An 18627-nucleotide genomic window follows, 5' to 3' on the forward strand; every position below is an offset into this window, starting at 1 on the left:
TTAAACCTCCACAGTACTTCCAGAGTTTATAGTTCGTGTTAATGCATTAGCAAAGAGGATGGAAATATCTTTGGCAAACTCTTTTTGAAAATGATTAAATAGTTCATAAGAATCTTTTTCAAACAAGCGGTAAGGGTCTTCTTGTGCGTAGCTCTTTAAGTGCATAGCATCCTTGAGAATTGTCATTTCATCTAAATGCTTTAACCAATGACGATCTAGTGAATGAAGAACCATCCTTTTTAAAGAAACATTAAATTCAGTATCTTGTATCACATGTTGAAGCTCTTGGGATCTATTGTTTAATAAATCATTTACATACTCTTTTATCTCTTCTATTTCTCTATTTTGTATAAGCAATGGGTCTACTTTCTGATCAGCTAACAAAAACTGCAGTTGTTTTATGAGTTCAGTTGTATCCCATTCTTCCAAGATAGAATCTTGTGGGCAAAACTCATTAATTGTTTCATCTAGCGTGAATTCTACTCTTTTATTTATAAATTCAGATAGGTTATCTGATAAGAGTAGATTATTTCTTAACTCATAAATAACACGTCTTTGTTGATCAGTAACATTATCAATTTTCAAAAGGTGTTCACGGGCAGAGTATAAAATCCCTTCGATCGTTTGTTGTGTTTTACTAATGAATTTATGAGGATTGGGTTCGATTATCAAGCCTTCAACATTTATATCCACTTTCTTTTTCCACTTCGTTAACATTTCATTTTCAATTTTAGTAAAGAAATCATCCTCAAGAGAGAGGATGAATTGTGATGAACCTGGATCACCTTGTCTGCCGGCTCTGCCTCGTAACTGATTATCGATTCGAATGCTTTCATTTTTCTCTGTGCCAATAATGTGCAAACCACCTAATTCTGCAACACCTTCACCAAGAAGTATATCTGTACCTCTTCCTGCCATATTCGTTGCAATCATAACCTGCCCGATTTGTCCTGCAAGAGAGATAATCTTGGCTTCTTGTTCTTCACTTTTAGCGTTTAACAGGTGATGGGGCACATTTTCTTTGTCCAGAAGACTAGACAAATATTCTGATTGTTTAATAGATGTTGTTCCGATAAGGATGGGCCGCTTATTTCTATGCTGTTTTTTGACTTCGCTAATAATTTTCTTAAATTTATCACTAGCATTAAGATAGAGAAGATCAGGGAGATCAACCCTTTGCTTTGGCTTGTTTGTTGGAATTTCAACAATGTCTATGTTATAAGTAGAACCAAATTCCTTCTTTTCCGTAACAGCTGTACCAGACATACCTGATAATTTTTCATACAATCTGAAATAATTTTGAATAGAAATAGTAGCCTGGGTGACATTCTCGTCTTTTATAGGCAGGCCTTCCTTAGCTTCTATAGCTTGTTGTAATCCATCACTGTAACTTCTGCCTTCCATAACTCTTCCTGTAAAGGAATCTACTAACATGATTTCACCTTTACGGACAATATAATCGACGTCTTTGATCATGATTGTATGTGCTCTTAATGATTGCATAAAGAAATGAAAAAGCATTTGATGTTCTGAATCAAACAAATTTTTTATACCAAATGAACGTTCCACAACAGATACACCTTTTTCTGTCAGGAAAACCTCTTTTGTTTCAGGTATTAGTTCAAAATGTTCGTTCTTTATAAAACTTGCAGCTATTTTAGATGTAATAAAAAAGAGCTCAGCAGATAAATTAGACTTGTTTGCAATAATTAAAGGTGTACGAGCCTCATCTATAAGGATACTGTCAATTTCATCAATAATGGCATAACTTAATTTCCTTTGAACTTTTTCACCTGGATTATAAACCATGTGATCTCTTAAATAATCAAAGCCAAACTCATTTCCAGTACCATATGTAATGTCAGCGTTGTAAGCTATTCTTTTTTCAAGAGATGACATAGAAGATAGGTTTATGCCTACAGTCAGCCCCAAGTATTCATGAATCTTACCAATATGTTCAAAGTCTCTTTTTGCCAGATATTCATTTACGGTTATGACATGGACGCCATTGCCTGTAAGTGCGTTTAGGTAACTAGGCAGGGAAGCAACAAGTGTTTTCCCTTCACCCGTTTGCATTTCTGCAATGCTTCCATTATGAAGGACAAGTCCGCCTGTTAATTGGACATCATAATGACGATAGCCTAGTACTCGTTTCGCTGCTTCACGGACAACTGCGAATGCTTCCTCTTTAATATCATCTAGAGAACTTCCATTTTGAAGCAGGTCTTTAAAGTAAAGAGTTTTTGATTGTAGTTCATAATCGGAAAGTTTTGAGGTGCTTTGTTCTAACGCATTTATCTTCTCTACAGATTTATTTAGCTTACCGTATTTTGTAATAGTTTTTTTAAACCCCAGCATCATTTTTCTCCTTCTTCCATTTACATATCCAGTGAGATTATACCATAAGAAAACTATTTTGTATTTATATGCCAACATAATATTTTTCTGGAAAAAGAAGAAAAGCTGACCAATGGTCAGCTTCCTTTTATAGCTCTAAATGTGTTTTTAATGTAGATGTAATTCTTTGTTTTTCTTCTTGTGGGACTACATAATAATAGATTCCATTAATTTTCTGCCCAGATCCTTTAACTTCAAAGGAATTAGAATTTTTTCTTGCACCACTGTAATTCTTTTGAATGTCTTTCATTTCACTGAACGTCATGTTTGTTTTCACGTGTTTGCCTAGTACATCTAAGACATCATCGAATTTAGTTAGTGAAGATGCACTTGCACCTTTGTTGATAATAGCGTTAATAACCTGTCTTTGTCTTTCTTGACGGCCGAAATCACCACGGTTATCCTGATATCTCATACGTACATAGCCAAGTGATTGTGGTCCGTTAAGTGTGATCTCACCCTTTTTGTAGTGATATCCCTTTTTATAGTAACGATCATCGTACCAATCATTTTTGTTATTAACCGTAATTCCTCCAACAGCATCTACAATTTCACTCAGTGCTTCCATATTCACTTTAATATAGTAGTCCATCGGAATATCTAAGAAGTTTTCAACGGTTTCAACAGTCATCTTTGAACCGCCGAATGCGTAGGAATGATTAATTTTATCTTCTGTTCCTTTACCAACCATTAATGTACGCGTATCACGTGGGATATTAAACATATACATGGATTGTTTTTTTGGATTAAGTGTTACAACAACCAAACTGTCAGATCGTCCTTTATCGTTCTCTCTTTCATCGACACCCATTAAGAGAATAGATATTGGTTTTTCACTAGCGATTTTTTCCTTTTGATCGCCTTTACCGCTCCATCCATTCTTTTCATGCATTTCTCCGGCAGTATTTTTGACCTGACTATAAAGGTTATATCCGTATGCAAGCGAACCAAGAACGAGTATAAAAACAAAAGACATTAATATAAGAAGAATTTTATGACGCTTTTTCTTTCTTTTCCTAACTCTGGAAGTGCTCATTATATGTCCTCTTTCCAATTCGATTTTTTTCGTCATTTCATTATAGCTTTTTACTAATCTTGCATCAAATGTTTATTAGTGTTAGCAGATTAATAAATTGCAAATCTACTATTTATATCATTTTTTTATTTTAACACTGTTCAAACTACAAGTTGCAATTATCTTATGATAAACTGATATTACATTTGGAAAAAAAAACCTTAGCAAATTTCGGTGTATTTACCGAAAAAAGCTTAAAAAATGACAAAAAATATGTATGTTTTTTGTAAAAATATGTGTTATTATTACATACATTGGTCATTTCTGTTACAATTTTGCTATTCTAATATATATTAACACAGGAAAGATGAGGGGTTAGATTTTGAAAGTAAAAAAGCAATAATTCCTGCTGCAGGACTAGGGACTCGTTTTTTGCCTGCAACAAAGGCAATGCCTAAGGAAATGCTTCCAATAGTTGATAAACCGACGATACAATACATAGTGGAGGAAGCCATTGCTTCTGGTATTGAAGATATATTAATTGTCACAGGTAAAGGGAAGAGAGCGATTGAAGATCATTTTGATTACGCTTTTGAACTTGAACAGAACCTATTCGAAAAAGGGAAGTTTGAGTTGTTAGAAAAAGTTCAGCAATCATCCAAAATGATCGACATTCATTATATTCGTCAAAAAGAACCAAAAGGGCTTGGACATGCAGTTTGGTGCGCTAGAAAATTTATTGGCAATGAACCTTTTGCGGTCCTTTTGGGAGATGACATCGTACAATCTGAGAAACCATGCTTAAAACAATTAATGGATCAGTATGAGGAAACGGAATCATCGGTAATCGGTGTACAAAGAGTATCGGAGAATGAAGTGTCCAGATATGGTATTATTCATCCTGGGAGTAATGAGGGAAGATTATTCAGTGTAGAAAATCTAGTAGAAAAACCAGCTAAAGAAGATGCGCCTTCTAACTTAGCAATTATGGGCAGATACATTTTAACTCCTGAAATCTTTACACATCTTGAAAAGCAATATATTGGGGCTGGTGGGGAAGTGCAGTTAACAGATGCATTACAACTAGTCAACGAAATTGAGAATGTATATGCTTATGAATTTGAAGGACAGCGCTATGATGTTGGTGAAAAGTTAGGTTTTATTACAACTACTCTGGAATTTGCTTTGCAAGATCATTCATTAAAAGAAGATTTATTAAAACAAATGGAAATCTTAATCCTAAAAGAAAAAGCTACCGTTTAAGGAGGTATAAAATTGATTCCTTCTTCATTACAAGTTTCAAAGAGCAAGGTTGCTTTACAAGAAACGCAGGTTGAAAGTAATGGTATATATATTGCTTCTAAGAGATTGATAGATATTCTTGTGTGTATAATTGCTATTGTATTAGCAAGCCCTTTATTTATCATAGTTGCTGCTGTTATTAAATGGGAAGATCCAAAAGCTAGAATTATCTTTAAGCAGCTTAGGGTCGGTAAAAATGGCAAAGAGTTTTATATGTATAAATTCAGGTCAATGGTAAGTAATGCAGAAGAACTCCTTGACCATCTGTTAGATCAGAATGAAGTATCAGGGGCTATGTTTAAGATGAAAGATGATCCTCGTGTAACGAAATTCGGTAAATTTATTCGAAAAACAAGCATTGATGAACTGCCGCAATTATTGAATGTTCTGCGTGGAGATATGAGCCTGGTAGGGCCGCGTCCTCCATTGACTAGAGAAGTTGATCAATATAATTCTTATGAACTTCAGCGATTGCTTGTTACACCAGGTTGTACTGGACTATGGCAGGTTAGCGGAAGAAGTAATCTTGGTTTTGATGAAATGGTGGAATTAGACCTTAATTACATCAAGCACCGCTCACTAGGAATGGACCTAAAAATATTGTTTAAGACATTTTTTGTTTTATTAGGCTCCAAAGATGCTTTTTAATAGTTGAGAGGAATGGGCATATGGTGAGTTTATTCATAAATAAAAAAATACTTTACCCACTATTTTTATTGTCCCTGATTATCATGGGGACATTTTTTCTGGGTACTTCTCTTACATTAGTAGCAGTGATGTTATTTTTATATATTTATCTTATTAAAGGTTTTCGAGAGTGGGAGCAGTTCAAAAAGCTGCTGCCAACTTTTTTCGTTCTATTATTATTCCAGGATACTATTGTGAGAAATGTTCGTTTTTTTGAATTGCTTGCAAAAGGCATGAATAATCTCGATGAGTTGTTTGTTATATTTGGGATTTCAGTAATCCTCTATCATCGATGGAAAGAGCGGAACTTCCAAATTGATCGTTTCTATTATATTTTATTAGTGATTTTTTTGATTGGTTTAGTCTCAAGCATCATTCATAAAGTCCCATTCACGATTATGGCTGAGGGCGGCTTCTTGATGTTTAAAGGCTTTATTATCTTTGCTATCTTTCAGCATATTCCTTTCTCGGTTCAGGATATACAGAAATATCTGAAGGGTCTAGTAGGTATAGGGATTATTATTATCCTCTTTGCTTTCATCGATTTCTTTTTGCATAAAGATTTCCGGGCGCTCATTCATACAGATAGTAAATTTGATTATCGCTCTGGTTTAATCAGCATTCAGTCCTTGTTTATCCATCCAGGTCAATATGGCTGGTTTATGGCCATAATATCTTTTTATTTTCTTGCTTTTTATACCGTTTCTCCTTCAAGACGTAAAGGACTATCTGCCATTCTTTTTATGGTAGCAGCATTTTTATCACTAAGATTTAAGGTTCTTTTAAGCATTTTCTTTAATGGACTGTTGGTTGCACTAAAAGTCTTGAAAGGTAGTTACCGTAACAAAAAAGTGCTGATTGTATCATCAATCATTTTACTAATTACAGTTATACTCGTTGGCGAAGAAGTTTATCATTTAACGCTATTAACGATCCAAAGATATATTGAAACCCCTTATTCGGAGTCAGCAAGGAAAGCTTTATATATATTTGGATTTATCATTGCACTTGATTTCTTCCCCTTTGGTGCAGGTTTTGGAAGGTACGGCGGTTGGGTAGCACGAGAGAATTATAGCCCGTTATACCACGAGTATCACTTAGATAGGATTTACGGAATCTATCCAAAAGATCCTAAATGGGCTACTGATACGTATTGGCCTTATATTATGGGAGAATTAGGATTTATTGGAGCTTTGTTATGGCTTAGTCTTTTTGTGTGGATCGGATTTAAAATATTTAAAGCCTATCAAATAAGCAACAATTCTTTTAAAAAGGGATATTTGTTTTTTCCCTGCTAGTGCTCTTTCAAAGCTTAATTGAATCAACTGGAGAACAAGTTTTTAACAGTTCACCTCAGTATGTCTTGATATTTGCAATCCTTGGAAGTGCATTTGCATTAACTCTTAAACATGATGAAAAAGAGGTGAGCAACATGAAAAAGAAAGTAATGGTAATCGGCTCTTCGTTGGAAGATAAAGGCGGAATCGTTACGGTTATGAAGAATATCAACGATTCTTTCATAGCTGATAAATATGATATAAGACATATCGAAACTTACATTACAGGCAGCACATTTAAACGATTGTTTTATTTTCTAAAGGGACTTATCAACTTCCTGATCGGGCTTATCACTTTTCAGCCAGATGTTATTCACATTCACATGTCCTACAAGGGCAGTTTCTATAGGAAATCCTTATTTGTACTGCTAGGTAAAGTTCTTTTCGGAATCCCTACTGTCATACATGTACATGGATCAAGTTTTAAAGATTTCTATTCTTCTCTCTCAAGTGCAAGAAAGAAATATTGCCGCTTCATCCTTAACAAAATTGATCGACTAATTGTTTTATCTGAGGAATGGAAAAGATATTTTTCAGATCTTGTAAATCCGGAACAAATAATCGTTTTATACAATGGTGTTCACACGGTTCAATATACGGCTGAACGGCAGAATGAGCCTTTAATTGCCTTGTTCTTAGGAAGATTGGGAAAAAGAAAAGGTACGTATGATTTACTAGATGCCATTAAATCATTAAAAGCAAATGACGTTCCGTTTAAGTTCTTGCTTGCGGGTGATGGCGAAATTGACGAAGTGAAAACAATAGTAAAAGAAGAAAGACTCGAAAATTATGTTGAGATCTTAGGATGGATAAACGGTTCTCAAAAAATAGATTTATTACAAAAATCAGATGTGCTAGTTCTTCCTTCTTATAATGAGGGACTTCCGATGGCCATTTTAGAAGCGATGGATTACGGAATGGCTGTCATCAGTACACCTGTTGGAGGAATTCCTGAAGTAATAAAAGAAGGTGTAAATGGTTATCTGGTAAAACCAGGTGATGTTAAAGGGTTGGCAGAGAAATTTGTACGCTTATCTGAAAATCCATTCTTGTTAAAGGATATGGGTGAAAAAATCAGATAAAAGTTAAAAAAGAGTTTGATTTAACCGTATTATTAAAAGATTTGGATCTTCTTTATGAAGAACTAACAACGAAAAAAGAATTAGGTGAACAAATTGGTTAAAGACAGAAAACTTAAAGTGTGTTTGATTAGTTCATCCGGAGGGCATTTGGCGCAGCTAAAGCAGCTGCTGCCGCTCGTTTCAAGTAAGTATGACTATTTTATTGTTACAGAAAAAAACGAGACGAGCCTTTCATTACAAAAGAATCATCCTACTATGTTTTTAAAGCAACAAGAACGAAAGAATGCTTCTTTTATTAAGAACTTTACGATCAATCTATTTAAATCTGTTGGGATCCTCCTTAAACAAAGACCGGATGTGATCATATCAACGGGTGCAGGTGCTGTTCTTCCTTTATGTGTACTAGGTGCATTATTAGGAAAAAAGTTGTATTTTTAGAAAGCTTTGCAAAAATTACGAGCCCAACCATTACAGGAAGGATTATATATAAGTTCGCTGATCGTTTTTATGTTCAATGGGAAGAAATGACAGATATCTATCCGAAAGCAACCTATAAGGGGGCGATCTATTGATATTCGTTACTGTAGGTACTCAGAAATTTCAATTCGATAGATTGTTTAAAGAGCTTGATCGTCTTGTTGAAGAGGGAGTAATCAAGGACCAGATTATTGCTCAAGCTGGATTTACTAACTATAAACCGGTTCATTTTGAAACAGTTGGTTTAGTTAGTGCTGAAAAAATGGATCAATGGATTGCAGAGAGCCGATTTGTCCTGTCACATGCAGGAACAAGTTCTATTATTAAGTCTTTGGCAATGGATAAAAAAGTGATTGTTGTTCCAAGGTTGATGGAGTTTGAGGAGCATGTAGATAATCACCAATTAGAAATTGCCGAAGTCTTTGAAAAAAGAAATTGATTTCAGTTTGTCATACCATAGAAGACTTAGAGAAAATCATTACTGGTATTGAGGAAGAGTCGTTCTCAACGTATCATTTTGATAATTCAAAACTGATAAGTGATATTGATGACTATCTTGGCAGACTACAGGATCAACTAAAGAGGTAATATGGCCGTTAATTTATTTAAAGCCGGAGCAATAGTATTTGTAGTAACAACAATCAGTAAATTATTGGGGTTCCTGCGTGAAACTTTTGTTGCGTATCATTTTGGAACTTCATACGAATCTGATGCTTATTATTTAGCCTTAACACCTTCAACATTAGCAATCACATTTTCTTTATCTTTAAGCAGCGTTTTCTTGCCATTATTTATTAAATATTTAAAGAAAAAAGAAGATGCATATGAATTTGCAAATAAAATTTTATTAATTCTGTTATTAGGTACAATTGTTTTATATGGTATGGTATTTGCTTTGGGAGAAGGCGCTGTTGCACTTATAGCACCAGGATTACCTTTTGAAACTGAAAGGTTATCTGTATTATTGCTAAAAATTTTATTTCCCCTCACTTTTATTGTATTGGCTATTCAAATTTATACTGTTATGTTAAATAGTTTTGACAGCTTTTTCATTCCAGCAATTAGTATCTTGCCAAACAATTTAGTTATTCTAATCTATTTAACTTTTTTGTGAATCGATTTGGAATTAATGGTCTTGCCTACGTGACATTGTTAGCATTTGTTATGCAACTAATCATTTTAGTAATTACTATTAGGAAGTATGAATACACATTTCAAACTTCACAGGATATATGGGATAAAAGAGTAAAAGATTTTTCAATTTTACTTTTGCCCATTTTGTTAAGTACAGCATTCAGTCAATTAAACGCAATTGTTGACCGTGCATTAGCATCTACTCAATCTGAGGGAAGCATAGCAGCATTGATGTATTCGTATCGTTTAAGGACATTAGTAGCAGGTATATTTATTACTGCAGTTATTACAGTCACATTTCCAAAACTCTCTCGTATTAAAGATAAAACAACAGAGCTCGTAAAACTTACGCAAAATAGTTTGATAAGTATTTTGCTTATCATAGGTACTTTATCAGTATATTTTATTGTTTTTCATATGGAGATCATAAGACTCTTATTTGAACGAGGAGCTTTTAATCAACAAGCAACTGAAGTTACGAGCAGTATTTTCTTATACTATTCAATTGGATTAGTTTTCATGGGATATCGTGAGATACTTTCAAGAAACTTTTTGCGGCAGGTGATACGAAAACGCCAACTAAAATTATGATCCTTTCATTGGTTTTAACAATGATCTTAAGTTTTATTTTAGTAAAATCTATGGGAATTGCAGGATTAGGTTTATCTTCCACAATTGGATTAATTATAAATGCAGTTCTTATTTCTTATTCTGTTCGTAAGGTGACGAGTGGAATATGGACAACTGATCATTTAAAAACTTCGTTAAAAATTCTTGCATCTATTCTTATTTCAGGCCTATTGATCTGGTTTGTAAAAGAACAAGCAGGCTACAGCTCAGGTCAAGCGTTGGTTACACAGATTCCTTATCTGCTGGTTTATTTTATTATTCAATTGATTAGTCTGATTGTTTTATTATATCTACTTAAGGTAGAAATGATGAGCAACCTGATGCACTCTATAAAAAGAAAGTCTGTAAAGGAATGACGATATGTTAAACATTCTAATTGTAAATGCACACTCATCAAGAAATAAGGGAGATGCGGGAATCATGCTTTCAATCATTGATTCCTTACGAAAGCATAATCCGGATTGCAATATTAAAGTCCTTACTCGTTTTCCTGATGTCGATCAGTATGCTTATGATGTTCCTGTTGATTCATGTATCTATAACATTTCAATAGACCCAAAAACATCTAAAGTTTCTAAATTGTTATCGGCGATCAAGCTGTTAAAAGTATTAAAAACACCAAGCAAAAGCAGTAAAATAACAAAAGACTATGAATGGGCAGATGTGGTTGTAAGCTGTGGAGGAGGATTTCTTCTCTCCCACGGGTTTAGTACAGCGCTTCTTCAGCATCTCGTACAATTAAAAGTAGCTATTGATTTTAATAAACCAGTAGTAATCTACTCCCAGTCGATCGGACCTTTTTATAATACATTCATGCAAAAAACAGTCAGAGCAGTTCTTGAGAAAGTAGATAAAATCTTTATTCGTGAAAAAATAACATACAATTGGCTTGATAAGATTCAATTATCTAATAAATCAGTTAGTCTAGTACCTGATTCGGCTTTTTGTATGGAGATGGAACAAGGTACTCTTGCAGATGAAATCATCAGCCAGGTCAAAGAGACTCACGATGGTCCATTGTTTGGGTTTACAGTGCGCGATTGGAATTTTCCGGAAGTCGAAAATAAAGAATTACACCGTCAAAAATATATAGACAGTATTCGTATTGGTATTGAATATATAGAGAAGGAATACAACGGAAAAGTACTATTAATGCCTCAAGTATTAGGGCCGAATCCTTTTAATGATGATCGTATTATCAGCCGTGAGATTTTAAACCATGATTCTATTAAGCATGCAAAACTGCTTGATTATGATTTTAAGCCAAGAGAGCTAAAATATCTCTATTCTAAAATGGACATGTTTGTTGGTACGCGTATGCATTCTAACATTTTTAGCCTATCGAATAATATTCCAACAGTTGCCATTAATTATGAACATAAAACGAAAGGTATAATGGAATTGTTAGATTTAAATGACTTGGTTATTGATATTAATGAGATTACACCAGATCTATTTATAAATAAAATAAAATTGTGCTGGGAAACGAAGGATACTGTGATAAACCATTTATCTGAAAAGATTCCTGCTGTAAAAAAACAAGCTGAACAGCCAGCCATTTATATTTCTTCTTTAAATAAGTAATTAAAAATGGGGTAGATTAATGTCTTTGTTTAAAGATCTTGAGCGATATTTTAAGGTTGGTAGCTGTGATACAGTTTTAAAAAGTTCAAAATGATTATTATAAGTGAAACGTTCTGGTATTTAGTTTTGTTTCGAATTGGGAGCTTTTTTAAAAATGATTGCAAAATACCTATAATAAAACAATTATGCTATACGTTTTTTGGATAAGCCACAAAATACTATCAATAATCATGGGAATTCAAATACCTTTAGGTACCAAAATTGGTCAGGGTTTATATTTACCGCATTATGGCCTTATTGTTGTCCATCAAAGAGCGAAAATTGGGGAGCATTGTAACATTGGGCAAGGAGTTACGATTGGTATTGCAGGAAGAAATGAAAATAAAGGTGTTCCTGAAATAGGAAACTATGTATATATTGCTCCCGGGGCTAAGATTATTGGTAAGATAAAAATTGGTAATAACGTAATGATTGGTGCGAATGCAGTTGTTACAAAGGATGTTCCAGACAATTCAGTAGTAGCTGGAGTTCCTGCCAAAATTATCAGTAATAAAGGCTGGGATATAGCTGGTAATCCATATCAAAATGTTAATAAAGAAGTAGGAAGGAGCTATTCATGAAGATCACGGTAATTGGCACAGGTTACGTTGGATTGGTTTCGGGAGTGTGTTTTTCAGATTTGGGTAATGAAGTGATTTGTTTAGACAAAGCTCAAGATAAAATTAACATGCTTAAAAATGGCGAAGTTCCTATTTACGAGCCAGGATTAAAAGAATTGATTGATAAAAATGTAAGCTTAAATCGACTATCTTTTAGCACAGATATTTCTGCAGGTATTGAGGAAGCAGAAGTTATTATCATTGCAGTCGGCACACCGCCTCTTCCAAGTGGAGAAGCGAACCTGGCCTTTATTGAACAAGTTGCACGAGATATTGCCGGGTCAATTAATGGCCATAAAGTTATTATGACTAAAAGTACGGTACCAGTTGGGACAAATGAAAGAATTGCTGAGATTATATCGAATGCAACAGACATAGAGTTTGATGTTGTATCGGTTCCAGAGTTTTTAAGAGAAGGTTCAGCGGTTCAAGATACATTCAATCCTGACCGAATTATTATCGGAGCTGAAAATAAAAAGGCCGCAAACATAATTGCAGAAATACATGAGCCTTTGACAAAGAATATCATTCATACTGATATTAGAAGTGCCGAAATGATAAAATATGCCTCAAATGCATTCTTAGCTACGAAAATTTCATTCATAAACGAAATTGCAAATATTTGTGATAAAGTTGGAGCTGATGTTGTAAAAGTAGCTGAAGGCATGGGATATGATAAGCGTATCGGAAAAGCATTCCTAAACGCAGGAATCGGCTATGGTGGTTCATGTTTCCCTAAGGATACAGATGCTTTAATTCAAATCGCAGGTAATGCTGAGTATGATTTTAAATTATTGAAAGCAGTTGTTGAAGTAAATAAGAATCAGCGACTAAATGTTATTGAGAAATTAGAACAATCATTAGGGAACCTTAAAGGTAAAACAATCGGTATTTGGGGACTGGCATTTAAACCTAACACCGATGATATTCGTGATGCGCCAGCAATTGAGATTATTGGCGATCTAATTAAAGCAGGTGCGCATGTAAAAGCGTTTGATCCTGTTGCACAGAATAATTTCCAAAAAGAAATGGACATGTACAGTGATCAAGTTTCTTATTGTGAGGATGCCTTAGATTCCGCTAAGGAATGTCATGCTGTTTGTTTGCTGACGGAATGGAAAGAGTTTACGGAAATTAATTTGAATGAAGTTGAAAACGTTATGAAGTTTCCGTATTAATTGATGGAAGAAACAGCTTTAACGAAGCACAGATTGAAAGCACAAATTTTGTCTATCATTGTATTGGACGCCCAAATTTTCAAAAACAAAAAGAGCTTATATAAAAGCTCTGTTTGCGAAAACAGCATATAAAAAAGCATTCAGGAAAGTAATCCCCGAATGCTTTTTTTAGTATTCAGATCGAGTGGAACGATTCTCTCGGTCTTTTTTGGACGATTCACCAATTTAATTAACAGGTAAACAATAGCTTTTAGTACCAAGAAAACAGCGAAAAATGCAAGAAATCCATATAGTCCGATTATAGCATCACTAAATTCCATTCTGCCTCTTCCGGTAATTTTCTGCTGAATTTCAATAGCGAAAACAATGACTAACATGACTGTAAATGTGTATAAAAATGAGATAACCGTAATACTAAATCTTGATAGCCATTTGAAGAAAAGATGCGTAAACAAGAAAAAAGTAATACCAATTACTCCGATTATCCAAAAATGAAGATCTTTATCTGTAAGGTTTATACCTAGATTCATAAACAAATCTTCTATCACATCATGTACATTATTAACAATCTCTGCAAGAAACTTTATAAAACTACCCATATAACCACCCTTGTTCTTTATAACTATAATTTAGATACAAATCTAATAAATGTCAATTCAATATAATTGATTTGATTTAGTCATATATTTAAAAAGGATTTCGAGAAAAACTCGAAATCCTTTTTTACTTATTTATAGAAATTGACTGTACCGTAAAAAATACCGTCTGCCGCTTTTTGGCGATATGTCGAAGATCCTAATTTAGCTGCATCATCCTTATTAGTGATAAATCCAAGTTCTACTAAAATACTTGGAATTCTCGTATATTTTATTACTTGAAAATTAGCAGTTTTTTCTCCGCGATCATACGTGCCAATTCGCTTAACAAGTTCTTTTTGAATTTCTTCTGCTAATCTTTTACTCTCTGGTCCTGCGAATGTATTATTATAATAGACTTCTGATCCATGAGCTTCGGGATTTTCAGCGGCATTTGAATGTATGCTTATAAAGGAATCCGCTCCAGAATTATTTGCTATGGTAGTTCGTTTCGTTAATGACAAGAACGTATCATCACTGCGCGTCATAATGATTTTTGCACCTGCATCTATCATTTTAGTACGAGTACGCAAACCTACGTCAAGAACTACATTTTTTCTTGAAGACCATTGCCGCTAGCACCTGCATCTTGATCCCCATGACCAGGGTCTAGTACAATCGTTTTTCCTAGCAGTGCTGTGCTGTTTTGATTGACAGAAGCGGGACCGCCTAGAATGGATATAGAGTTAATGTTTGTATCTTGAATGATACTTTTTGTTTCATTTGGCAGTTTGGTTGGCGTGGTCAGTAACAATGGAGCATTCTTTTTGCGGCTAGAACTGAGCCTGTTAGTGCATCTGCAAAATCCAAACCAGATGCTATGTAGGTTGAATTAGTGGATAGATTTAAACTTCTAACAATATTTTCTGCGACTTCAAATCGATTTGCCCCGCCTATTCTTGTAGGTGAAGGCAACTTATTATACACATCATCGCTTATGCTTCCTTCTCCACCTATAACGTAGCTGCTAGTTATATTTTTTTCTTTTAGTGCAGTTTGAGTTTGTGAAGGTAGTTCATTCTTATTTGCAAGTAATATAGGGTACTCATTTCTTGCTGCATAAGGTGCTGCAGCAAGTGCATCCGGAAAATTCATTCCATATGCTATTACTGCTTTTCCTTTATTTGATAATAGCTTTGAAATGTTATAAGCTACTTCAAAACGATTGCTTCCACCTATTCTTGTTACTTGTAACCCCAGAGCTTTTAACTCATTTTCAACTTGCAGTGAAACACTCCCTGTACCACCGATTATAATAATCTCTTTTGACTTTAGTCGTAATATTTCACTTTTCGTGGAAAGGTTAAGAGAGTTATTTTGAGTTAATAATATGGGAGCATTCTTTTTATAAGCTAACGGTGATGCTGAGAGTGCATCTGCGTATGCAAGGTGGTTGGTTATGATAACAGAATGAGATGAGAACCATCCAGCTTTAGAAACATTTACTGCAACTTCAAATCGGTCTTTACCACTTATACGCGGAGCAGAAGCTTCTGAGAAATTGACATTTAATAAAAAGAAGACTCCGCTTAATAATAGAGTAAATAAAATTTTTTAATCATGATTACACTCCTGTTTATTTTTTAGGCATGTTCTGGCAATCAAATAGATAATAAATGCTTCAATAATCACCTACTTTGAATTTTTTGTACGATAATAATATCGGACTGATATTCTACATATTTATAGTAATTGTTCTATATTTTTACAAAATTCGATTTAAATGTTATAAAATATCACTAAATTTATGTAAGCTGTTAATAAATCACGTGGATTTTTATGGGGTATGCTATAATTATGAAATTCTTTAAAATAGGGAGTTTTATGGATGAATTCACCCACAAATAAACAAAGCAATAAACAGTTAATCTTATTATCTAGCCGATTTCCTTTTCCACCTGGAGAAGAATTTCTAGAAACAGAAAAAAGTTACTTAAGTGAAGAATTTCAAAAAGTACATATTATCCCTGTGAATTATGTTGATGAAGAGTCAGTTTCTTCAAGAGAAATACCTGAAAACTTTGAAGTTCATAAACTTAAAACAGTTCCTTCTTCCATTTCAAAATACAAGCTAACAGCAGATATGCTTTTGGATTCTCAAGGGAAACGATGGTATCTCAAGGAATGGAGTAACCTGGTTCCTAAATATCTATCAGCAGCGTTTAAAACAGCTAACTGGATCGGATTAGCCGTTCAAATACGCAAAGAGCTTCAATCCTTTTTAAGTGAGAATTCTTTTGACCTTTCTGAAACTATTTTTTATTCTTATTGGTTAGGACCTTCTGCTACTGCTTTAGCGATGTTGAAGGAAATCGAACCTTCTATTAAAATAATCAGCAGGGCACATGGCGGAGATCTGTATGCTTATAGGCACAGCACACCTTATATGCCAGCTCAAAAAGAAACAGTCCACAGGTTAGACAAAGTATTTGTGATTTCACAGGATGGAAGTGACTATTTAAAGAAATCTTATCCTGAGGTCTCAGAAAAAATTGCGGTGAGCAGACTCGGTACAAGATCGGCTGAAGGGAAATCTATTCCTTCAAGTGATGGAATACTTAGAATGGTCTCCTGTTCAAACATGCTACCGGTTAAGCGTCTTGACTTGATTATTGATACACTGAAAAAGTGTAAACAACAGATTTATTGGTCACATATTGGTGATGGACCGTTAAGAGAAGAATTAGAAAAGAAAGTAAACGAAGAACTGCCATCTAACATTCAATGTGAATTCCTTGGCCGAAAAAAGAATGCTGAAGTGTTGAAATATTATCAAACACACCCTATTGATCTCTTTATTAATGTAAGTTCCAGTGAAGGCATTCCTGTTTCCATTATGGAAGCCTATAGTTACGGCATTCCATCCTTTGCAACGGATGTTGGAGGAACAAAAGAATTAGTAGACTCAAATAACGGAAAACTTATTCAAAAAGATTTCGATTCAGGGAACTTGCTAAAGAAATTGATCACTTTGCTTCATTAAGTGCAGAACAAAGAGAAAGTTATCGGGCAGCTGCTTATGAAAAATGGAAAGAGGACTTCTTTTCTGAAACAAATTATTCACAATTTGCGAAGTTGTTAAGAGAATTTGAGGGAAATTAATTTATGAGTACAGACCGCAGTTTTATTAAAAATAGTTTTATTACATTTACGAGGCAGATATCAAATATTGTAATAGGTATGCTTTTGTTATCTGTTCTTGGAAAGTATTTAGGAGATGAAGGGTTTGGTGACTATACTCTCCTGACTCTTTTTCCTACCGTATTGCTTACTTTCCTGACTTTAGGGGTAAATACTTCAACGATCTACTTTGTCAGTCGAGAAGAAGTAGATCTAAATACGGTTTTTAACAACAACATCATTATTGGAACGCTGTTAAGCATAATAAGTGTTCTTGTAGGCTTGATTGCCGTTATCTTTTTTCGGAGCAATTGTTTAAAGATACACCGATATCTTTAGTGTATTTAAGTTTGCTTGCGGTTCCTTTCCTATTTCTAAGAGAGTATTTTCAAACCGTTTTTCAAGGGCTTCAAGACTTCAAGGCATTTAATACGCTTATGGTTCAAAACCAGCTGTCAATCCTTAGTTTTGCTGTCGTTTTTGTTATTTTCTTAGATTATGGACTTAAGGGTGCACTTTCAGCTTTTATCCTGGGGAACGCCATTACAGTGATTACGATGATTTTTAAGCTGGTGCGTCATCATAGCGTATCTTTTAAGTGGAATAGTTTTTCATGGGAATACTTTAAGAAGTCTGTAAACTATGGTCTTAAGGCACATGTAAGTAACTTTGCCAGCTTTTTAAACTACCGGACTGTTGTTTTTATTTTAGGATATTTTTCAACAGGTAATGCTGCTGTCGGCAGATACAGTGCAGCCATGAACTTAGGTGAGAGATTGTCTATTTTCGCCGTATCCTTTTCAAGTGTTTTATATCCCAAAATCAGTTCAACGAATTCTGAAGCCGATCGGAACCGGATCACATCAATTGTTAGCCGTAATGTCTTTTTAATTACCATCTTAATGGCAATGGTTGCTTTTGTGCTGTCTGATTTTATTGTTTATACCATCTTTAATAAGAGCTTTACAGAAACTCCGCTTTTATTAAAGATTATGCTTCCAGGCTTTGCGCTTCTTGCAGTAGAGAAGGTTCTTTCAAATGATATTGCTGGACGAGGCAAACCTGAATTAAATATGTGGCTTTCTATTTATAATGTTATTTTCAATGTTATATTAAACTTATTTATGGTTCCTGCATTTGGGGTTATTGGTGCTGCTGTGTCGACTACCATCACTTATTTCTTTAGCTTTATATTAAAGATCATCATTTTTAAGAGGCTTACGGGTGAAGGCTATCTGAACTTCTTGGTCGTGAAGAAAAGTGATTTTCTTATCTATAAAACACTTCTGCAAAAGTTAAGAGCAAGATAAGAATTTTTTATATATCATAAATTTGTTCAAAAGAGGAAGGAAATACCTGCAAATCGGGTAAACTAAAAAAGTCAAAAATG

18 protein-coding genes and 2 pseudogenes are annotated in these 18627 nt (G+C 34.3%); 14 read left to right on the forward strand and 6 right to left on the reverse strand.

Annotated elements, in window-relative coordinates:
- Entirely contained in the window at positions 1-2361 is a 2361-nt protein-coding gene (gene secA2, locus ACEWFH_RS04780; RefSeq protein WP_473726333.1) for an accessory Sec system translocase SecA2, read from the reverse strand.
- 124 nt (positions 2362-2485) lie between these two features.
- Complete coding sequence (locus tag ACEWFH_RS04785; protein WP_473726334.1) at positions 2486-3433, reverse strand: LCP family glycopolymer transferase; 948 nt, start codon at positions 3431-3433, stop codon at positions 2486-2488.
- Positions 3434-3811: 378 nt separating this feature from the next.
- Here ACEWFH_RS04785 and galU point away from each other — a divergent pair, with 378 nt between their 5' ends.
- The 11 genes and pseudogenes from galU (at position 3812) to ACEWFH_RS04840 (ending at position 13586) form a co-directional block, all read left to right on the forward strand.
- Entirely contained in the window at positions 3812-4675 is an 864-nt protein-coding gene (gene galU / locus ACEWFH_RS04790; protein ID WP_473727214.1) for a UTP--glucose-1-phosphate uridylyltransferase GalU, read from the forward strand.
- Positions 4676-4687: 12 nt separating this feature from the next.
- The gene (locus ACEWFH_RS04795) at positions 4688-5362 is read left to right on the forward strand and encodes a sugar transferase (protein WP_473726335.1); all 675 of its coding nucleotides are present in this window, start codon (positions 4688-4690) and stop codon (positions 5360-5362) included.
- Between the two features lie 128 nt (positions 5363-5490).
- Positions 5491-6699, forward strand: a complete 1209-nt coding sequence (locus ACEWFH_RS04800) for a hypothetical protein (protein ID WP_473726336.1) — start codon at positions 5491-5493, stop codon at positions 6697-6699.
- Positions 6700-6833: 134 nt separating this feature from the next.
- Positions 6834-7820 carry a glycosyltransferase family 4 protein gene (locus ACEWFH_RS04805; RefSeq protein ID WP_473726337.1) on the forward strand — a complete coding sequence of 329 codons (987 nt, stop codon included), beginning with the start codon at positions 6834-6836 and terminating at the stop codon, positions 7818-7820.
- A gap of 147 nt (positions 7821-7967) precedes the next feature.
- A complete protein-coding gene (locus ACEWFH_RS04810; RefSeq protein ID WP_473726338.1) occupies positions 7968-8258 on the forward strand; it encodes a hypothetical protein in 291 nt (96 codons plus the stop codon).
- On the forward strand, positions 8216-8392 hold the full coding sequence (locus ACEWFH_RS04815) for a hypothetical protein (protein ID WP_473726339.1): 177 nt from the start codon (positions 8216-8218) through the stop codon (positions 8390-8392). Before ACEWFH_RS04810 ends, ACEWFH_RS04815 begins: the two co-directional genes overlap by 43 nt.
- Positions 8389-8736: a glycosyltransferase gene (locus ACEWFH_RS04820; protein ID WP_473726340.1), complete on the forward strand. Its 348-nt coding sequence runs from the start codon at positions 8389-8391 to the stop codon at positions 8734-8736. The genes ACEWFH_RS04815 and ACEWFH_RS04820 overlap by 4 nt, the downstream gene beginning before the upstream one ends.
- A 150-nt stretch (positions 8737-8886) precedes the next feature.
- Positions 8887-10417: pseudogene (gene murJ / locus ACEWFH_RS04825) on the forward strand (murein biosynthesis integral membrane protein MurJ).
- A gap of 4 nt (positions 10418-10421) precedes the next feature.
- Positions 10422-11645, forward strand: a complete 1224-nt coding sequence (locus ACEWFH_RS04830) for a polysaccharide pyruvyl transferase family protein (protein WP_473726341.1) — start codon at positions 10422-10424, stop codon at positions 11643-11645.
- Between the two features lie 158 nt (positions 11646-11803).
- Positions 11804-12265: a serine O-acetyltransferase gene (locus tag ACEWFH_RS04835; protein ID WP_473726342.1), complete on the forward strand. Its 462-nt coding sequence runs from the start codon at positions 11804-11806 to the stop codon at positions 12263-12265.
- A pseudogene (locus ACEWFH_RS04840) lies at positions 12262-13586 on the forward strand (UDP-glucose dehydrogenase family protein). Before ACEWFH_RS04835 ends, ACEWFH_RS04840 begins: the two are co-directional and overlap by 4 nt.
- A gap of 36 nt (positions 13587-13622) precedes the next feature.
- On the opposite strand, the gene ACEWFH_RS04845 reads toward ACEWFH_RS04840, so the two are convergent.
- The 4 genes from ACEWFH_RS04845 to ACEWFH_RS04860 all read right to left on the reverse strand — a co-directional run bounded on the left by ACEWFH_RS04845 (position 13623) and on the right by ACEWFH_RS04860 (position 15668).
- A complete protein-coding gene (locus ACEWFH_RS04845; RefSeq protein WP_473726343.1) occupies positions 13623-14081 on the reverse strand; it encodes a hypothetical protein in 459 nt (152 codons plus the stop codon).
- A gap of 128 nt (positions 14082-14209) precedes the next feature.
- Positions 14210-14650, reverse strand: a complete 441-nt coding sequence (locus ACEWFH_RS04850) for an N-acetylmuramoyl-L-alanine amidase family protein (RefSeq protein WP_473726344.1) — start codon at positions 14648-14650, stop codon at positions 14210-14212.
- A 14-nt stretch (positions 14651-14664) separates the two neighbouring features.
- Positions 14665-14871, reverse strand: a complete 207-nt coding sequence (locus ACEWFH_RS04855) for a hypothetical protein (protein ID WP_473726345.1) — start codon at positions 14869-14871, stop codon at positions 14665-14667.
- Complete coding sequence (locus tag ACEWFH_RS04860; RefSeq protein ID WP_473727215.1) at positions 14862-15668, reverse strand: cell wall-binding repeat-containing protein; 807 nt, start codon at positions 15666-15668, stop codon at positions 14862-14864. The genes ACEWFH_RS04855 and ACEWFH_RS04860 overlap by 10 nt, the downstream gene beginning before the upstream one ends.
- A gap of 277 nt (positions 15669-15945) precedes the next feature.
- Here ACEWFH_RS04860 and ACEWFH_RS04865 point away from each other — a divergent pair, with 277 nt between their 5' ends.
- From ACEWFH_RS04865 to ACEWFH_RS04875, 3 genes are all read left to right on the forward strand, one after another.
- Positions 15946-17100: a glycosyltransferase gene (locus ACEWFH_RS04865; protein WP_473726346.1), complete on the forward strand. Its 1155-nt coding sequence runs from the start codon at positions 15946-15948 to the stop codon at positions 17098-17100.
- Between the two features lie 122 nt (positions 17101-17222).
- Complete coding sequence (locus tag ACEWFH_RS04870) at positions 17223-17576, forward strand: lipopolysaccharide biosynthesis protein (RefSeq protein WP_473726347.1); 354 nt, start codon at positions 17223-17225, stop codon at positions 17574-17576.
- Positions 17549-18547 (forward strand): lipid II flippase MurJ, encoded by a 999-nt coding sequence (locus ACEWFH_RS04875; RefSeq protein WP_473726348.1) that lies wholly within the window; start codon positions 17549-17551, stop codon positions 18545-18547. Before ACEWFH_RS04870 ends, ACEWFH_RS04875 begins: the two co-directional genes overlap by 28 nt.
- Positions 18548-18627: the final 80 nt, after the last annotated feature.

It is taken from the genome of Fictibacillus sp. EA-CB0309 (assembly GCF_055814265.1).